20 protein-coding genes are annotated in these 20,358 nt (G+C 50.1%); 6 read left to right on the top strand and 14 right to left on the bottom strand.

Annotated features, from left to right (window positions below):
* Positions 1-169: 169 nt before the first annotated feature.
* The 6 genes from BBD38_RS09915 to mnmA all read right to left on the bottom strand — a co-directional run bounded on the left by BBD38_RS09915 (position 170) and on the right by mnmA (position 5,261).
* The gene (locus tag BBD38_RS09915) at positions 170-1,054 is read right to left on the bottom strand and encodes an SPL family radical SAM protein (RefSeq protein WP_066687605.1); all 885 of its coding nucleotides are present in this window, start codon (positions 1,052-1,054) and stop codon (positions 170-172) included.
* Position 1,055: 1 nt separating this feature from the next.
* Positions 1,056-1,808: an N-acetyltransferase gene (locus BBD38_RS09910; RefSeq protein WP_066687604.1), complete on the bottom strand. Its 753-nt coding sequence runs from the start codon at positions 1,806-1,808 to the stop codon at positions 1,056-1,058.
* Positions 1,809-2,261, bottom strand: a complete 453-nt coding sequence (locus tag BBD38_RS09905; RefSeq protein ID WP_066687603.1) for a GyrI-like domain-containing protein — start codon at positions 2,259-2,261, stop codon at positions 1,809-1,811. It lies immediately after the preceding gene.
* Between the two features lie 71 nt (positions 2,262-2,332).
* Positions 2,333-3,226: a helix-turn-helix transcriptional regulator gene (locus BBD38_RS09900; protein ID WP_066687602.1), complete on the bottom strand. Its 894-nt coding sequence runs from the start codon at positions 3,224-3,226 to the stop codon at positions 2,333-2,335.
* A gap of 108 nt (positions 3,227-3,334) precedes the next feature.
* The gene (locus BBD38_RS09895; RefSeq protein WP_328585611.1) at positions 3,335-4,054 is read right to left on the bottom strand and encodes a DNA-formamidopyrimidine glycosylase family protein; all 720 of its coding nucleotides are present in this window, start codon (positions 4,052-4,054) and stop codon (positions 3,335-3,337) included.
* A 112-nt stretch (positions 4,055-4,166) separates the two neighbouring features.
* The gene (gene mnmA / locus BBD38_RS09890; RefSeq protein WP_066687600.1) at positions 4,167-5,261 is read right to left on the bottom strand and encodes a tRNA 2-thiouridine(34) synthase MnmA; all 1,095 of its coding nucleotides are present in this window, start codon (positions 5,259-5,261) and stop codon (positions 4,167-4,169) included.
* Between the two features lie 81 nt (positions 5,262-5,342).
* Between mnmA and BBD38_RS09885 the strand changes: the two genes are divergently transcribed.
* Complete coding sequence (locus BBD38_RS09885; RefSeq protein ID WP_066687596.1) at positions 5,343-6,305, top strand: ComEC/Rec2 family competence protein; 963 nt, start codon at positions 5,343-5,345, stop codon at positions 6,303-6,305.
* 43 nt (positions 6,306-6,348) lie between these two features.
* On the opposite strand, the gene BBD38_RS09880 is transcribed toward BBD38_RS09885, so the two are convergent.
* The 3 genes from BBD38_RS09880 to BBD38_RS09870 all read right to left on the bottom strand — a co-directional run bounded on the left by BBD38_RS09880 (position 6,349) and on the right by BBD38_RS09870 (position 9,054).
* Positions 6,349-7,293 (bottom strand): hypothetical protein, encoded by a 945-nt coding sequence (locus BBD38_RS09880; protein WP_066687591.1) that lies wholly within the window; start codon positions 7,291-7,293, stop codon positions 6,349-6,351.
* 152 nt (positions 7,294-7,445) lie between these two features.
* Positions 7,446-8,201, bottom strand: a complete 756-nt coding sequence (locus BBD38_RS09875) for an exodeoxyribonuclease III (protein ID WP_066687588.1) — start codon at positions 8,199-8,201, stop codon at positions 7,446-7,448.
* Between the two features lie 73 nt (positions 8,202-8,274).
* Entirely contained in the window at positions 8,275-9,054 is a 780-nt protein-coding gene (locus BBD38_RS09870) for a cell envelope integrity protein TolA (RefSeq protein ID WP_066687586.1), read from the bottom strand.
* Positions 9,055-9,241: 187 nt separating this feature from the next.
* Between BBD38_RS09870 and BBD38_RS09865 the strand changes: the two genes are divergently transcribed.
* Complete coding sequence (locus BBD38_RS09865) at positions 9,242-9,718, top strand: MarR family winged helix-turn-helix transcriptional regulator (protein ID WP_066687584.1); 477 nt, start codon at positions 9,242-9,244, stop codon at positions 9,716-9,718.
* Positions 9,715-11,142 carry an MATE family efflux transporter gene (locus tag BBD38_RS09860; protein ID WP_066687581.1) on the top strand — a complete coding sequence of 476 codons (1,428 nt, stop codon included), beginning with the start codon at positions 9,715-9,717 and terminating at the stop codon, positions 11,140-11,142. Before BBD38_RS09865 ends, BBD38_RS09860 begins: the two co-directional genes overlap by 4 nt.
* Before the next feature lie 54 nt (positions 11,143-11,196).
* On the opposite strand, the gene BBD38_RS09855 is transcribed toward BBD38_RS09860, so the two are convergent.
* Positions 11,197-11,736, bottom strand: a complete 540-nt coding sequence (locus BBD38_RS09855; protein ID WP_066687578.1) for a ferritin family protein — start codon at positions 11,734-11,736, stop codon at positions 11,197-11,199.
* A gap of 183 nt (positions 11,737-11,919) precedes the next feature.
* Here BBD38_RS09855 and BBD38_RS09850 point away from each other — a divergent pair, with 183 nt between their 5' ends.
* Positions 11,920-13,299, top strand: a complete 1,380-nt coding sequence (locus BBD38_RS09850; protein WP_066687648.1) for an aldehyde dehydrogenase — start codon at positions 11,920-11,922, stop codon at positions 13,297-13,299.
* Positions 13,300-13,404: 105 nt separating this feature from the next.
* Here the strand turns inward: BBD38_RS09850 and BBD38_RS09845 are convergent, their stop codons facing one another.
* A complete protein-coding gene (locus BBD38_RS09845) occupies positions 13,405-14,871 on the bottom strand; it encodes an L-fucose/L-arabinose isomerase family protein (protein WP_066687575.1) in 1,467 nt (488 codons plus the stop codon).
* A 211-nt stretch (positions 14,872-15,082) separates the two neighbouring features.
* On the opposite strand from BBD38_RS09845, the gene BBD38_RS09840 reads away from it, so the two are divergent.
* Together BBD38_RS09840 and BBD38_RS09835 are read left to right on the top strand one after the other, a co-directional pair.
* On the top strand, positions 15,083-15,952 hold the full coding sequence (locus BBD38_RS09840; protein ID WP_066687646.1) for an AraC family transcriptional regulator: 870 nt from the start codon (positions 15,083-15,085) through the stop codon (positions 15,950-15,952).
* 108 nt (positions 15,953-16,060) lie between these two features.
* The gene (locus tag BBD38_RS09835; protein ID WP_066687641.1) at positions 16,061-16,378 is read left to right on the top strand and encodes an L-rhamnose mutarotase; all 318 of its coding nucleotides are present in this window, start codon (positions 16,061-16,063) and stop codon (positions 16,376-16,378) included.
* A 112-nt stretch (positions 16,379-16,490) separates the two neighbouring features.
* Here BBD38_RS09835 and BBD38_RS09830 read toward each other — a convergent pair whose 3' ends face one another.
* The 3 genes from BBD38_RS09830 to BBD38_RS09820 form a co-directional block, all read right to left on the bottom strand.
* The gene (locus BBD38_RS09830) at positions 16,491-17,423 is read right to left on the bottom strand and encodes a hypothetical protein (protein ID WP_066687572.1); all 933 of its coding nucleotides are present in this window, start codon (positions 17,421-17,423) and stop codon (positions 16,491-16,493) included.
* Positions 17,424-17,444: 21 nt separating this feature from the next.
* Complete coding sequence (locus BBD38_RS09825; RefSeq protein ID WP_066687569.1) at positions 17,445-18,938, bottom strand: rhamnulokinase; 1,494 nt, start codon at positions 18,936-18,938, stop codon at positions 17,445-17,447.
* A 98-nt stretch (positions 18,939-19,036) separates the two neighbouring features.
* Positions 19,037-20,299: an L-rhamnose isomerase gene (locus BBD38_RS09820; RefSeq protein ID WP_066687564.1), complete on the bottom strand. Its 1,263-nt coding sequence runs from the start codon at positions 20,297-20,299 to the stop codon at positions 19,037-19,039.
* Positions 20,300-20,358 lie beyond the last annotated feature (59 nt).

The following is a 20,358-nucleotide window of genomic DNA, read 5'->3' as shown; positions in this document are numbered from 1 at the left end:
TTGCGGCTTATTTATAATACCAAACTCCCCTCCTCCTGTCAACATCTTTTTTCTATTTTTTTAATGCATTTTTGACGTGTTTGCGGACACATAAAAAATGCGCATTCCATGCGCACTTCATATAGCTATGGGCGGCAAAATCCGCCACTACATTTTGTCTTTTCTCCATTTAAAATAAAGAAAGCTGCCGCGGCTCAGGCGGTAATTTTTTATAAGCCGCGATGATATCCTGCATCCGAAAGATGAGGCCGTACTTCCGGCACTCGGACTGGAACAGGCTGCGGAGCTTCTTCGCCTGCGGGGAACCGCAGAAATAATTACCCCGGAATACGTTCCCATATTTCCGGCTGAGTCCCGGAAAGTATTCGTCCAGCTTTTCATAATAATAATCCCTCTGGTTCTGGCGGAGCGTTACGCCAAACATCGGGAAGATGAAGCGCGCACCATTTTCATGCGCGAGCCGGACCATTTCCTTCACATTTTCTTCCGTATCCGTAATATAAGGAAGCATCGGCGTAAACAGGACGCCCGTAAATATCCCCGCCCTGCCAAGCTCCCGCACCGTCCGGAACCGCTCTGACGAAACCGGCGCATACGGCTCTATAACCTTCGCAAGGGAATCGTCCGCCGTCGTGATCGTTACCTTTATATTGGCGCAGCTCTTCCGGGAAATTTTTTGGATCAAGTCGATATCCCGGAGTACGAGGCTGCTTTTGGTGTCCAGCGCCACACCGAAACCATAGCGCTCCAACAGCTCCAATGCGCCGCGCGTCGCTTCCGCTTCCTTTTCAAACGGATTGTAGGTGTCTGACATGGCCCCCACGCCTACAACGCCCTTTTTCCGTTTCTTCCCAAGTTCGCTTTCCAGAATTCCAAGGGCATTCTTTTTCAGCCGCACCCTGTCAAAATCCTCCACGCCATAGCATTCGCTCCTGCTGTCGCAATAAATGCACCCGTGGCAGCAACCCCGGTACAGGTTCATATTATAGTCGTTGCCAAACCATGAATCGTCTTTTGGCCGGGCAAGGATTGCTTTTGCGGGCACAAGTTCCATATCAGAAACCCTTTTCGTTCAAAAATTTTCCGAATTTCTTATCGCTCATCATTTCATTGGTCACAAACATACCATTATAATAGACGGAAAAGGTCGTAAACGGAGAGGCGGCGTTTTGCGCCGCTTCCCTATCGGCGATCTTTTGGAAGGCAACAGGCGCGTTTCGCTCCTGCGCGGCCTTTTCCAGTAATGGGATATATTTGGCGTTCCACGGGCAGTGGTCTGAATAGCAGATCACAACGCCCTGCTGTGTAATGGTTCCTTTTTTCGCGTTTTCCCGGAACCTGGGGACATCCGTAGCTTCATCAAACGGAAGATACAATAATTCAAAATAGGGCTGTGCGGTATCCGCCGTCCGAAAGCCGCGCTTCTTATAAAAAACGGGATCGGAAAGGAACGGGCGCTTTTTGTCGGAGGAAATTGCCACCAGTCCCTTTTTCCCAAGTCTTTCGGCTTCCCCGGCGCAACGTTCAAGCAATGCGGTACCATATCCTTTTTTGGCCAGCGAACCGGCAACCCAAAAGCAGTCAATAAACAGGTACCCATCGGCGACAATCGGCGTCCATGCGTTTTCCGCTGGGACAAATTCAATAAAGGCTTTTCCCTGCGCATCCGCTTTCCAGAATTGATACCCCTCCAAAAAGCGCTCCTTCATCCATTCCTTTTTAACCTGCGTACTTTTTTTATCCGAAATTGCGCAGCACACGTGCTCCCGCTCAATATTATTTCCGTTTACTTCTATGATATTCCCCACTTATTCCTCCACTCCAATATATACATGGATTTCTTCCGGCTGTCCGTCCTGTCCCGGGAAATATTCTTCAAAATCACTGGCGTATGCCCTTTTGAGCGGCAGGGCCCACACCGCATTCCAGATTTCACCAAGTCCTTTTTCCGGGTTCTTGGTCACAAACTTCGCATAGTTCCCGGCGCGAATCTTTTTCGCCGTGAATACGGGGGCTGTACTGCCATCCGTTTCGCATCCGGCTATATAGGAATAAGGCTTTGTAAAATCGCCCTCGTAATCGGTGTAAAGGCCAATATAATTTGTGTTTACCCGCCCGTGAATCATTTCCCCTTTTCCGTTGCCAAGAAAATCCTTCCACAGCGGAAAAATATCGCGCATTGCTTTCCCGTCCTTGTTTTCCGTCCGGATTTCAATTCCCTCGACGGTTTTTTCTTCAATTCTAACCAATTCATAATCCATGCCTGTTTTGTTTCCCTTCTTAAGCTTTTATGAATTCATCATAGCAGGCATAATATGACACCATATGTCAGCTAAACATAATTTTCCAGCATCTTTTTAAGCCGGTTCCCGATCACCCTGCGTACACGCTCCGGCTTTACCACATAGGCAAAAGGGCCAAAGGAAAGGATATACCCGTAAACCCACTCGTCCTCCGGCACGTTCATTTCCACAAGGAAGCCGTCGTCCAATTTTTGGATGGCGCCTTCTTCAAATTCATCATATACGCGGTAAGTCATTTGCGGGTCGATATGCAGCACGAATCTGACGTATTCCTGTGCGCCGCCTTTCTTTGCTTCCTGCGGCAGCATCCCGGCACTGCGTTTAAAAAGTTCTCCCGTCATTTCAGGATTTTTGATACGCGATATGCGGAAGGTCCGGTAATCCCTGCGATCCCGGCAGAAGCCTTGCAAATACCACGCCTTGCTTTTATAAAGTAAACGGAGCGGTTCCACCGTCCGCTGTTCCTTTTTTCCATTCGCCCCAAAATAAGTAAAGGTGATTACCTCTTTTTTGAGCACCGCTTCCTTCAAAAGGGCAAACTTTTCCTTTTCAGCCGTCCCCCACGCGGAGAAGTCCACTTCAATCCACCCACGGTCTTCCTGTTGGAAAACCGCGCTTAATTTTGAAAGCACTTCCTCCGTCTCCGGATACTGCACCGCACGCAGGCTTTGCAGCCCCATCAATATCCTGTCCCGCTCTTCTTCCGAGAGCAGGGAATTTTGCAGGACAAACCCCTCCATCAGGGAAATACCCCCGCCCTTTCCCTTTTCCGTATAGACGGGAATCCCCGCAAGGCTCAGTGCGTCAATATCGCGGTAAATCGTGCGGACGGAAACCTCGAACCGCTCCGCAAGCTCCTTCGCCGTCACCTTGCGTTTATCCAAAAGAATATAAATGATTTCAAACAAACGATTATTTTGCATTTTACATTTTCTGGCAAGCCGGGCAATAGTAAACGCTTCCCCCGAGATAGGCTTCCTTTATGATCCCGCCGCCGCACTCCGGGCAAACCATCGCGGTGTTATTTTTGCTCAGGAGCGTCCGGTAGCCTCCCGGATTGCCGTACAGTCCTTTTCCGTATCGCGCCCGCCTTTTTCCGCCATATCTCCCAGCACATCCCTGACCGCCATATAAAGCCCCGCAATTTCCCTGCCGGAAAAATCCCCCACCTTCTTTTTGGGATGTATCCGCGCCGTCCACAGGATATCCTGCAGTACCCCGTTCCCAAGACCCGGTATCCGCTGCTCCGTCGCAAGGAACGCCTTTGCCGAGGTCCGTTTCCGGTCCACGCCGTCAAGAAGCGACTGGAAATACTCCGCATCGAATCCGTCTTCCAAGGGCGAAACCTTTTCCCGTGCCACCAGATAATACGGATTGTCGTTTTCTCCCGCGCGGAACGCGGATAAAGCCCCATACATCTGGACGCTCCCGGCGAGCGCGCTGCCGTCGTCAAACAGCACATAAAGCTGGTGCTTTTTCGGTTCAGGCTGCCCCGGCGCGAGAAAGCGAAGGTTTACCCCGTCATTAAAATCGAGCCGCATATCTTCCATCTCAATTTCAACATGTCCGCCATAGGAATGTGTTTCTCCTACTGTTTTCCCTTGCAGGAGCGCATCGTAATGCTCCGGCTCCCCGACAAAGAACGCAAAACGGTGCGGGCTTTTCCCCGCAATAACGTGCTCGATCCGTTTTCCCTCGATTGCTTCTGTGAGCTGCCTTGCCAGCGTAACGCTTTCCGGTAATTCGATCATTGCGTTTCCTCCGTAATGTTTGATGGTTCAGTGTATCACACAAAAGCAGACATCTTATGTCATATTAAAGCGCGCAAAGTTCCAAATAATTTGCGGCAGGTGGGTGCCCCTCTTAGAAAACCACCTCGTCGGCCACACCGCCGCCAAGGCAGATATCCCCGTCATACAGGACACAATACTGCCCCGGGGTAACCGCCCGTTGCTTTTCCGCGAATTCCACACGATATATTCCGTCGCCAAGCTTCTCCGCATGCGCCTTCTGGTCCGGCTGGCGGTAACGCACCTTGGCCATGCAGTCAAATCCGTCCCGTTCCTCCCCGCCTGAAATAAAATTCATACCGCTCATGACAAGCGCACGGGAAAAGAGCAGTTCCGACTCCGCTCCCTGCGAAACATATAAAACATTGTGCTCCATATCCTTCCTGACCACGAACCACCGTTCACCCGTGCCATCCTTGCTCCCGCCGATATCAAGCCCGCGCCGCTGCCCGAGCGTATAATACATCAGCCCGTCATGCCTGCCGACCACTTTTCCGTCCAGCGTTTTCATGTCGCCCGGGTTTGCGGGAAGATAGGTCTGCAAAAACTGCTTGAATTTCCGCTCCCCGATAAAGCAGATTCCCGTAGAGTCCTTTTTCCCTGCCACCGAAAGCCCGGCTTCATCGGCGATCCGCCGGACGTCTGCTTTCTGCAATTCCCCGACCGGGAACATCGCCCGTTCAATCTGGCTTTGGGACAGCATACACAGGAAATAGCTCTGGTCCTTGCCTTCGTCGAGGCCCTTTTTTAAATACGTCACCCCATCCCGGCGTTCGAGCCGCGCATAATGCCCGGTCGCAATGAAATCCGCCCCCGCCTTCCTGGCAAAATCCAAAAACGCCGCAAACTTGATCTCCTTGTTGCACAGCACATCCGGGTTCGGCGTGCGCCCTCGTTTGTATTCCGCGAGGAAATATTCAAATACCCGCTCCCAATATTCATTTTCAAAATTAACGGTATAATAGGGAATGTCGATTTTCGCGCAAACCGAGCGCACGTCGTCGTAATCGGCCGCCGCCGGGCATTCGGACTCCTCCGCGCTGTCGTCCCAATTTTTCATAAAAACGCCCACCACGTCATAACCCTGCTCCTTCAAAAGCAGCGCCGATACCGCCGAATCCACTCCGCCGGACATCCCGACAATGACGCGTTTTTTCTGGTCTCCCATAAAATTTTTCTCTCCGGTCTTCTATAATATATCGCCCACTTATAGTATAATCGTTCATAGGAATTATGCAAGGAGGCACAAATGGCCGCAAAAAGGAAGAAAAAAACTGCCGCAAGCGCGCTTATCACCATTTTATGCATTACAGGCTTATTGCTTGTGCTTGCATTTGGAACAAACGGCGCTTTCCTGGATTTATTTATGCAGCCCGGGGACGGCGCCGGTTCCGCTGCATCGAATGCCGCTGCGGCAGATAATGTCGCAAAGCTTGTCCCGGCCGAAAGCAGCGACCTGCTGCTTTATGTGATCGATACCGGCAACTCCGACAGTATGGTGCTTTTGACGCCGGATGGGCATTCCCTGCTGATCGACGCGGGGGAAAGCGACGACGCAGACCGTATCCTCAGTACGCTCTCCGCGCTCGGCATCAAGGCCCTCGACGGCGTTGTCGCCACGCATCCGCATGCCGATCATATTGGTTCCATGGCGGCGGTGCTGGACAATATCCCGGTGGGCACGATTTATATGACCGATTTTGCCGCAACCACCAAAACCTATGAAAAAATGCTCGATGCAATTGAGGAAAACAACATTCCTGCCGTTCATGTGACGGCGGGATATACGTTTGACCTCGGAAGCGTCCGCCTCACGGCGCTGAATCCGCAGGATCGCGAATACGACGACGCAAATAATTCAAGCATTGTGTTGCTTGCGGAATACGGCGGTACGAAATTCCTGTTTGAAGGCGATGCGGAGGAAGAAGCGATCGCGGACATGCTGGCCGGGTATTCCGGCATCATGGATGCGGATGTGCTCAAGGTGGGCCACCACGGCTCGCACAACGGAACCACGCAGGAATTCCTCGATGTCGTGACGCCCTCCGTCGCCATCATCAATTGCGGCAAGGGCAACGATTACGGCCATCCGCATAAGGAAACCATCGATATGCTTGGCGCAACGGACGCCGCCATCCTGCGCACCGACCAAAACAGCGACATCGCCGTTTTTTCGGACGGCACCGCCGTACGCTATGAAACGGCAGCATAAACAAAAAACACCGGACAGCGGATACTGTCCGGTGTTTTCATCCTCAGTCGATTTCTTCCACTTTCACGATCAAATATGCTTCACTGATCCCATATTCGTCCGCGATGGCTTTTTTCACTTTATCCTCGATTTCTTTGGCGGTCGCCCCCTGGTTCGACTTCAAAACATCGAAAATGATTCCGTCCGTCTTTTCATCGTCGAGCGTTGAAATGTCCATTTCGTCCGCCGCCGCATAATCCGCGTATACCTTTGCACCATAACGGTTTGCGCTGCTTCCGCAGAAGGAGCTCAGGTTCATCAGCTCGTCCTTTTCAAACCAGAATGCGTAATCGTCCACCTCAACGATCGCGTCCTCATTCCTGTATTTGGCGTGCAGCTTTGCCTCAAACGCGGCAAACTCCTCGCGGCTCATATCCTTGACGCTGCCGCGCTCCTTGTGGAACGCATATCCCCATTCTTCCGCGCGCTGTTCCATCGAGGTGCCCAAATCATCTGCCGTGCCGACCGTCATGCCGCTCGCATCCGCAAATCCATTAGCGTCCGTTTCGTAGATACGCGTGATCCCTTCATTTTCGTCGCGCTCCACGATCACATAAGCGCCGATTCCGATGAAAATTCCGTTCGTCATCGTATTATATCCGGCGTCGCGGATTCCCGCAAGGGGTTTTCCGTTGAACCAGTAATCACCGCTTGCCTCGTGATAGGTAACGCCAAACGGCTCATAGGACTTCATCAGTTCCCGTTCCCACTGTTCATCATATTCTCCGCTGTCGGCTGCCGCTTCTGCAATCTCAGTAACGCCCTCATACTCCGCATCGCGGCCCGCGCGGATTTCCTCTGCTTTTTCCCGGCCCACGCTGGCGACCGATTCCATCATTTCCCCTACTTTTCCGTAAAATGGCGAACAACTGCATAAAACGCCCACCACGATAACCGCTGCCGCGGCTGCGGCCACCGTTTTCAGAACCCTTCTTTTTTTGCTGTCCATTCTTCCTGCCTCCATTTTTCTTACTCTGTTTTCATTATAGACGGAAGCGGCAAAAAGTGTTTTACAGCCCGCTGAACACTTTCTTAAGATTGTATGAAAAAGGCGGCTGCCGGGCCGCCATTGGGCAAATATATTGAATTTCTTTCATGCGCTCAGTCTTTTAAAACCAAAACCACCGGGCAATGGTCGCTGCCCATAACCTCCTGGCAGATGTCCGCTTCCTCGATCCGGTCCTTCATATCCTCCGACACGAGGAAATAGTCGATCCGCCATCCCGCGTTGTTCGCGCGCGCGTTGAACCGGTAAGACCACCACGAATACCGTCCCGTTTCATCCGGATGCAGATAACGGAAGGAATCAATAAAACCCGAGTTTAAAAGCTCCGTCATTTTTTCCCGTTCCTGCGGCGTGAAACCGGCATTCTTTACATTCGTTTTCGGATTCTTAAGGTCGATTTCCGTATGCGCCACATTGAGGTCTCCGCATACCACCACACCCTTCTGCTCATTCAGCCGGTGCAGGTAGGCGCGAAAGTCGTCCTCCCATTTCAGGCGGTAATCGAGGCGTTTCAATCCCTCGCCGGAATTGGGCGTATAAACGTTTACCAGATAAAAATCCTCAAATTCGAGTATAATGACCCGGCCCTCGTGGCTGTGCTCCTCCACGTCAAAATCATAAGATACGCTAAGCGGCTCCTTCTTTGAAAATACCGCCGTCCCCGAATAGCCCTTTTTCTCAGCACTGTTCCAGTATTCTTCATATTCCTTGAAATCAAACTCCGCCTGCCCGCGCTGCATCTTCGTCTCCTGGACACAGAAAACGTCCGCGCCGCTTTCGTGCAGATATTCGAGGAATCCCTTTCCTGCCGCGGCCCGAAGACCGTTTACATTCCATGAAATTAATTTCATTTTGCCACCTTTATGCAGATATTGCACCTTTTAATCCGTTCGTTTATAAATAAACCCTTCCCCTGCCCGTTATTCATTCCTTTTTGCGCCTTGCAATCCGGCCCGCTTCCTCCGCCTCGATTTTTGCACGCCGGGCCGCAGCTTCCAGCTTCAAATATTCTTTTTTTGCGGCTTCCGCTTTCCTTGAGAGCTTACGGGCCGTTTCCGCCGCTTCCTCCGCATCGCTGTCCTTTAAGGATTGCACCGGGTCGAACGTATCCTCCCGGTACAGCCATACGAGCACCGTAAATAGAAATATCCCGGCAAGGATGATCCCCGTCATTTCCGTCAGGCTGGTGGTCCCCAGTATCCCCATTAACGCAATCAGGGTAATCCAGATGACCAGAACAAATACCAGCGCTTTCTTAAACATCAGCGAATAGGAATTGCGCAGTGTCAGCGCGAACAGCATCAGGCTCACCGCGAGCGATATAGAGGAAATCTGCGCGCAAAAGTTGTGCAGGGTGGAAAATCCGGGAAACGTTTCAGGCAGGAACGGGAAAAAATTCCCTACGATCAGTACCGCAATCGCAAAATATACAAATCCGCGTATTTTTGAATGCGTATTTTTCGTAAGCATCAGCAAATAGCCCATAAAGCTCGCAAAATATGCGCAAAATACGATGGTCCAGATAATAAACCAGAAATGCATGCTTCTGCTTGCGTTTCCCATCGCCGACATGGATGTTGTGAGGATATTGTCCTTTGTGCCCATGATGAGCGTAAAGACAGGAATGATTCCAAGCGAAAAAATTCCGTAAAAGACCAGCCCTCCGAAAAGCCGCCTCCTGTATTTTGACATTTCATCTTTCATAAAACGATCCCCCCTGCCGTTGATATCTTTACGATACCATACGAATATGGCAGCTGGCAATCAAAAGAGCTCTTTACATTATATCTTTTCATGCCGGATGAAAATCCGCAGCTTCGGCCCCAAAAATGGTTGCATTCGCAACTACTGTGTGATATAGTATTTTAAGTTGCAGACGCAACTATTTTTTATGATTGGGGTGATCCGTTTGCAGGAACGGCACTTTACTTTAAATAAGTATGCTTCTATCATCAACAGGCACGGTATGCGCTACTACGACCAGGAATTGAATTCCCTCGGGGTCGGCGCGGGACAGCAGTTTTTCCTTGTCCGCATTTTTGAAAACCAGGGAATCAATGTATACGACCTGGCAAAATGCGGGCATTACGATAAGGCGACCGCAACCCGTGCAATCCATAAGCTGGAGGAATTCGGGCTGATACGCCGCGAAGCCGATCCGGCAGACGGGCGGGTATGCCGCCTGTACACCACTGAAAAAGCGCGGCCGATCGTCAATTCCATTTATGCGGCAGTCCGGAAGTGGAACGATATCCTCACCCAGGGTATGTCGGAGGAGGAAGTTGTCCTTGCGGAACGCCTGATGGAATTGATGGCAAAAAACGCTTATGAATTTACAAAAGACAACCAAGGAGGAAAGACTGTATGAGTGAAACGGTACTCACTGAAAAAAGAAACCCTTTGGGCTACGAGCCTGTCGGCAAGCTGCTCAAAACCTTTGCCTGGCCGGCAATTATTTCTTTTCTGATTAATTCGGTTTACAATATTGTAGACCAGATTTTCATCGGCCAGGGCGTCGGCTACCTCGGTAATGCGGCAACAACGATTTCATTTCCGATCATGACGATCCTGATTTCCTTTGCCGCCCTTGTGGGGACAGGCGGCAGTGCCTACGCTGCCCTGAAGCTTGGCGAGAAAAAAGAGCAGGAGGCGCAGCGCGCGTTGAACAACGGGCTCACGCTCTCCCTCATTATCAGCGCGGCCATGATGGTGGCATGCTTCCTGTTCCTTGATCCAATGCTGAAAGCATTCGGCGCGACGTCGGACAGCATGTCTTACGCCAAGGAATATTCGACGATCATCCTGCTCGGCACACCGTTCAACGTCGTAAGCATCGTGCTTTCCAATATGGCGCGTACGGACGGCAGTCCCAAGCTTTCGATGTACAGTATTTTGATCGGCGCTATCCTCAATACAATACTTGACCCCCTTTATATCTTTGTGTTCCACTGGGGGGTAACCGGCGCGGCGATCGCCACCATCACCTCGCAGGCGATTTCCACGGTGATCCTTTCCATCTATTTCGCAAAAAACGGAAAGAGCATGCGCTTTGAGAAAAAATACATGAAGCTGCACGGGCGCACCTGCAAAATGATTTTAACGCTTGGGATTTCATCCTTCATCACCCAGATCGTTGCATGCATTACCCAGATCGTCATGAACAATTCCCTTGTGTTCTACGGCAACCAGGCGGGTGTGGGCGGCGATATCGCGCTTTCCGCGATGGGTATTGTCATGAAAATTGCCATGATCCTCGCGGCGGCGTGCATTGGGATCGGCATCGGCGCACAGCCGATCCTCGGCTTTAACCGCGGCGCCGGGCAGCCAAAGCGCATCAAAAAGACCTTTGTGATGGCGGCGTGGATTTCCACCGTAGTTGTTATCATTGCATGGCTAATTTGCCAATTGTTCCCGGAGGCAATTCTCAGCCTGTTTGGCGACGCCGAGCCAAACTTTACCATGTTTGCCGTGAAATGCATGCGCCTCTTCCTGGGCGGCATTTTCTGCGCGGGCTTCCAGATTGTCTCCACGAGCTATTTCCAGGCGACGGGGCAGCCGTTCAAGGCGACGATCCTTTCAATGCTGCGGCAGCTCCTGCTGCTGATTCCGCTCGTCCTTATTTTGCCGTTATATTTCGGGCTGGACGGCATCCTTTACGCGGGTCCGGTTGCCGATATTGGCTCCGCCGTGATCGTTGCAATTTTTGTCGCACGCGAAATGAAGAAACTGAACGCGTGGATTCGCGAGGAAGACCTCCACGGCAAAACGGAAGGCCTTGCCGCCACACAATAAACCGGCGTACAAAAAAAGCACGAAACTTTCGTTTCGTGCTTTTTGTTTGCCTTCTTATTTCACAACCCGTTCAAGCAGGCCCTGGAATGCGCAGCCGTGGCGCGCTTCGTCCTTTGCCATTTCGTGGACTGTGTCGTGGATCGCATCGTAGCCAAGCTCTTTCGCTCTCTTTGCAAGCGCCAGCTTGCCCGCTGTCGCGCCGCACTCCGCATCCGCGCGAAGCTGCAGGTTTTTCTTCGTATCCGCGTAAACAACCTCGCCGAGAAGCTCCGCAAACTTGGAAGCATGCTCCGCTTCTTCAAATGCAGCACGCTTATAGGTTTCCGCAACCTCCGGATACCCTTCCCTGTCAGCCTGCCTTGCCATTGCAAGATACATGCCAACCTCGGTGCACTCGCCCATGAAGTTTTCCCTCAGGCCGTTTACTACTTCCTCGTCAAGTCCCTGTGCGATACCGATTTTGTGCTCGTCCGCCCATACGCGCTCGCCCGCGAATTCGTCAAACTTGGAGCCGTCCGCTCCGCACTGCGGGCATTTTGCCGGGCGCTCGCCCTCTACCGTGTAACCACATACCTGACATACATACTTAGCCATTTCTTAATACCTCCCAATCTTTTGCGATTAAACGCTTTTGCGTTTATCTTTTTTATTATACACGGTCTCGAATATATCTAAACAAAATTTTTTAACTTTTTTATCCTACTGATTGAGAAGGCCCTTTTGGTGGTATTAATATAATATATATTGCTGTAAATACAAATGATCGGGGTGACAATCATGAGTCATGCGGCAGAGACCGTGATGATGCAAAACGAATATTTTTATACCGGGCGCACCAAGCCATATGAATTTCGCATGGACGCCCTTTCCAGCCTTAAGCGGGCAATTATCGAGAACGAATCGGCCATTTTCGACGCGCTTCACGAAGACCTTATGAAAAGCCCGTTTGAGGCGTTTGAAACGGAAGTCGGCATTACAATCGACGAAATCACTTTTCTGATGAAGCACCTGCGCCACTGGATGAAGCCCGGCCGTGCGCGCACTCCCCTTGCGCAGTTCCCTTCAAAAAGCTTCGTGATGCCGGAGCCATACGGGGTAACGCTTATCATGTCGCCCTGGAATTACCCGTTCCAGCTGACAATTGAGCCGCTTGCCGGGGCGCTTGCGGCGGGCAACACCGCCATCGTAAAGCCCTCGGACTATTCGCGCGCCACATCGAAGGTCATCGCGGGGATCATACATTCTATTTTCCCGCAGGATTATGTAGAGGTCGTCCTCGGCGGGCGCGAATCCAATCAGGACCTCCTGCAGCAGCAGTTCGACTACATTTTCTTTACAGGCGGCGTGACGGTCGGCAAATTAGTGATGGAATCCGCCTCCCGGTTCGTTACCCCCATAACGCTTGAGCTCGGGGGAAAAAGTCCGTGCATCGTGGATGAAACGGCCGATCTCGATGTAGCGGCAAAACGGATTGCATGGGGGAAATTCCTGAACGCCGGGCAAACCTGCGTGGCCCCCGACCACCTGTATGTCCAGGAATCCGTAAAAAGCAGGTTCCTTCCCAAACTGGAGCAGGCAATTACTGAATTTTATACGGAGAATCCCCTTTCCTGTGGCTGGCTCCCCAAAATCATCAATCAAAAACATTATGACCGCCTTCACGGCCTTATGTCGAATGAGGAAATCATTTTCGGCGGCAGAAGCGACCCGAATTCCCTGCTCATCGAACCTACGATTATTGACAATGCCGCGTATAACCATCCCGTCATGCAAGAGGAAATTTTCGGGCCTTTGCTCCCTGTCCTCGAATTCCGCAACCTTTACGATGCAATCACGGAAATCCGCAAGCATCCGAAACCGCTTGCGCTCTATCTGTTCACAAGCAACCAAAAGACGGTGAAAAGCGTCCTCGGTACGGTATCCTTTGGCGGCGGATGCGTAAACGATACAATCATCCAGCTCGCGACCTCGCGCATGCCCTTCGGCGGGGTGGGAAACTCCGGCATGGGCGGCTATCATGGAAAAGCAAGCTTCGATACGTTCTCGCATTATAAGAGCATTGTGCATAAGTCAAACCGTATCGACCTCCCCATCCGCTACCTCCCGCCAACCGGGAAAAAAATGAAGGGTTTGCGTAAATTCATCGGCAAAAAATAGAAGCAATAAAGACAGGGTGCCCCGGTTACCGCCGGATGCCCTGCGAACAACAGTAGCACAAAAATCCCGGTCTTCGTTGGAAGGCCGGGATTTTTGGACTGTTGTTCAGCGAACCTGTTTAAATGGAATATTCAAGGTCTTTGCGAGTTTCTTCAATACGGAAGCATTGTGCCCAAGGCTCAGTGAGAAGTGATGATTGATCCCCGAGCAAGACCAATCCTCTACGAATGCGCCAATGTCTCCTTCGCCGAAGTATCCGCGCGTCATCGTGTTGCCGTTTGCCGGTTTCGGCCCTTTCTGACTTTCGCCTTCCGCAACGGAGAAAGAGTAATTCCCGTCAATATCACTTGAAAGGCCAAGCATTGTTATAGGGCCTTCCTTCAGGCTGAAATCAACCGAAAGGCCTTCTCCTTTTTTGCCGTGAAAGGTGGTAAGCGCACGCATTTGCGGTTTCCCGCTGCTGATACGGATATCATGCGGCCCATCGTGCCCGACCATCTGTATTTTTTCTTCAAATATAGTGGGGCAGAATTCCGCAAACGAACCGCCGCATCCCAGACAGCTTGTAATATACATAGCAACGCATGTCTTCATATCAGATTCCCCTGCAAAGGGAACTCCTGCTGAAACAAGGAGCGAATTGCCAATAATCATGCTGCATGCGACTTTTTCGTATTCATTGTTAAGGCCTTCGTAATAGTAAGCAACGCCGGAAAGGCGGTTGTTGGATACCAGTTTATCCATACCGACAGAAACACGCGCCGTCCAGTCAAGGTCCTCGTCCGTAATCTTTCTTGTTGTGGGATCATAGCTCGGGTCCAAAAATTCAAACGTATCCCTTATCACCTTGATCTTATTTTTTACTTCATTATCCGTTGCCGAATGTACATAATCTACAAACTCGCACATTTCTACCATTTTTACATGAATCCCGAAGGTACGCTCTATTGTGGTGGGATCAAAGTTCATATCGAGCATTCCTTCATACGTATGGCCAAGATGCCCGAAAATTGAACCTTTCATACACCTGAGAGCCGTTGCAACGCGGCACCATTCAGAAATATTTTTTGTGAAACGCGCGTCAAAACCGGGAATAAGATAATGTCCGTATTCAAGTCCGGCCGGCTCGATTCCGCTACGTGTCAGGGCGTTGTAAGCTTCCGGGAGCGGACATGCGCCGCCGCCTGCATGCGTCCAGTATGTAGTTGCCTTGGAAACGTCAAGTGACATTTGATAACCGACAATAACAACCGGACATCCCGCCGCCTTTATGCCCTGCACGTATTTGCCGGAAGCCACATATGCGCAGTTGAACTGGAAGAGAAGGTCTATATCTTCCGCCTTAAACATAAGGCCCGCTTTATAGCCGTCCTCCGTTGTATCTACAATAAAATCCCCTGCTGCATTTGTATAGGTAATAACTTCTACGCCCTGGGATTCAAGCAGTTTCTTAAAATCCGTGGCGTTTTTTATGAACTGTTCTTTCATACCCGGAAACTGCGGCCAGTATTCTTTGTGTCCGCATACCATAAGCCCGACTTTGCCTTTTTTCTTTACTTCTTTGATATCCATTTTTTCTCCTCCTTCATTTTTTAGGGTATCAGAAATATTACACTTTATTGCTATTTCTTAAAGTGTTACTTTTTTGATTGAATATACTGGTTTATTGTGAGAAATATATTGAATGAAGCACTATTTTGTTTTATACTATAATTATATCAAGTATAAATTTCTTATCAATTATTTAAGTTGTGTACTTATTATAATATCTTGCGGTGATAAAATGCCTACATTAACAAAGAACTACACAAAGGATTGGTCCGAAGATTCCATCTGGATCATCAATACGCCCAGCGAGCTGGCAAGGGAGGCTTTTTTCTATGTGCAGGAGATTGGAATGTTCCAATGCTTCTCCAATTATTACACGGAACACGAGGATATCGCATCTTTCCTCGTAATGCTTACATTGGCAGGGGAAAGTAATTACCAGTATCAGAACAAAACCTATCGTTTGAGGCCTGGGGATTTGTTTTTTGTCGACTGTATGGAGTATCATTCTTTGAAGCCCCATGGCCCGGCACGCTGGGATATGATGTGGGTCCAGTTCAACGGTGGTGCCGCGCAAAGCTATTACCAGCAGTTTTTGAGGCAAAAAACGCCTGTGATCCGCGTCGGTACGGTGGGACCGGTCTACAATTATCTGACCGAGCTGATTGAGGTAAACCAGAAAAAGAGCATGTATTCGGAGCTAGTCAGTTCCAAGCTCATCACGGGACTCCTGACCGAGATATTGATCCTGTCCGGGGCGGCTTATTCCACAAAGACCAATATTCCCGAATATATCCAGGAGGCGATTAAAGATATTGACACGCACTTCAAAGACAACCTGAGCCTTGATTATTTTGCCAAAACCTTAATGGTCAGCAAATATCACCTGCTGAAAGAATTTAAAAAATATACTGGGTTTACGCCCAACGACTATCTTCGTATGACGCGGATTAACCACGCAAAACAACTCCTCAAGTTTACCGACATGAACATCTATGAGGTCGCGGAAAATACGGGCTTCCAGAACACCGGCTATTTCATTAATACGTTCAAAAAGGTCGTCGGGATGACGCCTCTCCAGTTCAGGCGGCAGGGCTCCTTTTAATCCAGTCACTAAAATTGGTATAAAATGCAAAAAAATTGCGAATTGTTTGTGCCAATGTGGAGATTCTCCCCGACTTGTTTTATAATGGAGAAAAAACGGAGGAACGGCATGAAAAAATACGCTTGGATTTGGTATATAAAGGAAGATTGCATTGACGAATATGTACGCATGCACCGCGAACCCTGGCCTGAAATCATGGAAGCACACCGCAAAGCGGGTATCAAAAACTATTCTATTTTCAGGAATGGGCTACAGTTTTTCTATGTATTTGAATGTGACGACGTACAGAAAGCGATGCAATATATGGATAATGACGAGGACTGCAGACGTTGGAACGCAATTACATCCAAAATGGTGGAAGGGAGTTTCGATCTTGGTTCCGAAGAGCCTATCGAATATTTAGATGAAATCTTCTACCTGGAATAGTTCCGATACGTTTCTCCCTCGCATCAAGCGAAGCTACAATAAAAACCAGGTCCATTGGGACCTGGTTTTTATTGCCTTCAATTATACTGCAGTAAATCCGTCCTTTTGATATTCAGTTCCCCTTTCTCAGGAATTTCATCTTCGCCAGCATCAGATTGGCAAACTGTGAACTTCCGTTAAGGAATGCGACCTCTCCGAACATAAACAGGCCGGCTGAATTTTTCCCGGTTATAAACGTTTGGCCGTCCAGCATAGATTTTATGCCCGCACAGCCGAATATAACGGAATCTTCCGACGCATAGAAAGCCTCCATTGCCTTAAAAACATTTTGTTTGTCCGTGTAGCGCACAAGAATCCCGCGCTCCTCCGGCAGGTTCGCGCCGCATATGAAATTCCCGCCATCCGGTATCAGGTGAATATTCCTGTCCAGGTGATCGCTGATGGCAATGCGCTCGTGTATCCCTTCTTTAACGCCACGCTTTTTCGCCTCGGTATGGATATAGTCGTAAAACCGGATTTTGGCTCCATCCACTTCAACCGTCTCAATATAGCGCGAATCGGTGCCGCAGACTTTTACAAAGCCAACTGTCTCCCGGTGCACATTACAATACTCCACTTCAAGGTCGTATCGCTCATCCGTAATCAGTAAGATTGAGACCTCGCCGTTTTCAGGCAGCATACGTCCCACACGGCTATCTTCCCCAATCGCGGGGCTTCCGCCGACAAATGGAATTCCCGGATAAATGCTACCCAATTGTTCGATAAACGCTTCTTCCCCGCCGCAGTTTCCCAAAAACAGGATGCCGCCTTTTACCGCTTTCCCTCCGCGTGCATACGCCTTGATGTTTTGAATTGTCGGCTCCATATTCCCGTGGAAAACAGCTCCTTTTACCCGATAGGGCAATTCCAGCGCCGCGCCTTCCTGCGGCTCTACCCATCCCCGTTCACTGGTGAAACCAAGTGTCGCGCATCCAAATTCGGCCCCGCTCCTTGTTTCGTCGTATCCCGTATTATAAAATATGATCCTGTTCTCTTTATTTTCCATAGCCCGGCAAACCTTTCTCCATTACAAACCGCACACCGTTTTGAACTGTTCATAGGCGCGCGTCCATTCCCCGGCCGTTTCTCGTTCCGGTTCAAATACTTCCATTTCATTGGAAGCCCTGACAATCTCCCGGATTTCCTGCAAGGAACCCACTTCCCCGCATCCATATGCCTGCAGCAGCAGATTCCCGGTCGCAGTCGCCTCGGCCGGGCCCGCCTTCACCCGGAAGCCCAGCGCATTTGCAGAAAACTGGTTCAGCAGGGCGTTCTTAGTGCCGCCGCCGATAATATGCAGCACCTCCACTTCCTGTCCGGTTGCGGCTTTTAGTCTGTCTACTACATAGCGGTATTTAAACGCAAGGCTTTCATATACAATACGTGCTACGGTCCCGATATCCCCGGTGTCCACGCCGGTTTGCCCGGTTTTGTCCAGATATTCCCGGATTGCCGCAATATTATCCTGGGGTGCGAAAAACAAAGCGTCATCCGGATCAATAAAGCCCGCAAACGGCTTGGCATTAACCGCTTTTTCTACGATCCCGGGATATCCAAGTTCCGGATATTTTTTGTTCCATGCTTTTTTACACTGCTGGATGATCCAAAGCCCCATAACATTTTTCAGGAATAAATTCTTTCCCAGCGCTCCGCCGGAATTGGAGATATTCATTTCATAGCTCGCATCGTTGATTACCGGTTCTCCGGTCTCAACGCCGACCATGCACCATGTTCCCGAGCTGATATAGGCCCACTTTTCCCCTTCGGCAGGAATCGCAGCCGCCGCGCTGGCCGTATCGTGTACCGCCGGGGTAACGATTTTCACCGTTTCGCTCAGCCCAACCTCTTTCGCCAGCTCCGTATTGATCGTGCCAAGTACGTCCCCGGCAAAAACGATCCTGCTTTTCAGCTTATCCGGAAATCCAAATTTCCGAAGAAGTCCGGGCGACCAGTCCTTTTGAAAGGCGTCGAGCATCTGCGACGTAGACGCTACTGTAAATTCCGCCGTTTTCTTTCCGCCCAGCAAATAGTGCAGGATATCGCCAATAAACAGCATATCGTGCGCTTCATCAAACCGCTCCGGCGTATCCCGTTTTACCGCAACCATTTGGTTCAGGGTGTTGATTGTCATAAATTGGATACCCGTAATATCGTATACGGCACGATTTCCCATCGCCTTATCTATAATTTCCGCCGTGCCGTTTGTACGGTCGTCCCGGTATTGGTAGGGAATTTCCAAAAGGGTCCCGTCTCCCTTCAGGAAGCCGTAATCCACACCCCAAGTATCCACGCCAATGCTCTCAAGCGCACTGCCGTATTTTGCCGTATATTTTCGCAGTCCTGTAACGATTTCTTCATAGAACCTATATATATTCCACCGCAGCGACCCATATATGAACATGCTTTGGGTCGGGAAGCGGTGAAGCTCTTCCATTGTCAATTTTCCGTCTTTGAGCGTCCCGACGACAGCACGGCCGCTTTCCGCGCCAAAATCGAACGCCAGGTGCCTTTTCGTTTCCATAGCTTCTACCCCTTGTTCCTGTTTCGTTATATTTTCGCTATATTGCATATCAGAGTAGCGCGGCCATAAGGCGGGCAGGCCGCGCCACCCTTTATTGATTAGATTCTGCCGTCCAGTACATTTTTTTCGTACTGTTTTACTTCATTAAGCCATGCGCTTCCGACCGGAACGCCGTCCTTTTCGCAGAAATAGTTCCAGACCGCATTGACCGGCATATTTTTATGTTCTTCAAGAAGCGCAAGCCGCGACGTTGTATCCCCGCTTCTTTCCAGTTCCTTTAATTTTTCCGTCGGTTCAAGCAAGGCCGACAGCAGTGCCCTCTGTGTTGCTCGTGTGCCGATAACCCATGCAGCGATACGGTTGATGCTGGCGTCAAAGAAATCCAGCGCGATACAAACGCGGGAAAGCGCATCTGCGCGTACCACTTCTTCCATTAGCAACGCAAGGTCGTCGTTCTGGAGGACAACGTGATCGCTGTCCCAACGAACCCCGCGGCTTGTGTGCAGCAGGATTTTATCCATATATACAAGCGTTGAAGAAATTTTGTCCGCTACGCTTTCAGTCGGATGGAAATGCCCGAGGTCGAAGGTGACCATAATATCGCGGGTCAATGCATAACCAAGACACATTTCATTCGATCCTGCCGTAAAGCTTTCCAGCCCGATGCCAAATAATTTGCTTTCAATGCTGTCCAGCAGGTAGTCCTTGGAAATTTTTTTGGAAAGGACTTCATCCATGCTTTTTGCAAACAACTGGCGGCGGGCGAACCTGTCAACAGGCGCGTCCTTACTCCCATCGATCATCCAATGATTGATTACGCATGGATTTCCCTGGCGTTTGCCCATTTCAGCTCCAATCTCGCGTGACCGCTTCCCGTGCTCAATCCAGAAGTCGCGTATGCCTTTATCGTAGCTTGCCAGCGTATATCCTTCCGCCTTCGGGTGCGAGAACATGGACGGGTTAAAATCGAGCGATATTCCCTGTTCCTGTGCCCATTGCATCCAATTTTCAAAATATTTTGCTTCTATTTCATCCCGTTCGACACGTTTGCCATTTGTTTCCAGATAGAAGGCGTGCAGGTTTGCCCGTTGTTTCCCCGGGATCAGGGAAAACGCCTTTTCATAGTCTGCCCGAAGCTCGTCTGCGGTACGCGCACGGCCCATATAGTTTCCGGTTGCCATAATTCCCCCGGACAAGCCCTGGTCGCTTTCCTCAAAACCGATTACGTCGTCTCCCTGCCAGCAATGCATCGATATTTCGACATTCTGCAGCGTATTGAGAGCCTTATCCGTATCAACGCCCGTTGCGGCAAATTGTTCCTTAGCCAGTTCATATTGTGCCGATATATTTTTATTATTCATACTTTCCCTCTTTTCTGTGTATAAAAAGCAGCTTGCAGGATACGCTCCCGCAAGCTGCC

It is taken from the genome of Christensenella intestinihominis (genome assembly GCF_001678845.1).
Classification (GTDB): Bacteria; Bacillota; Clostridia; order Christensenellales; family Christensenellaceae; genus Christensenella; species Christensenella intestinihominis.
The sequence above is the reverse complement of the archived record's forward strand: the minus strand, read 5'-3'. Positions and strand labels throughout refer to the sequence as shown.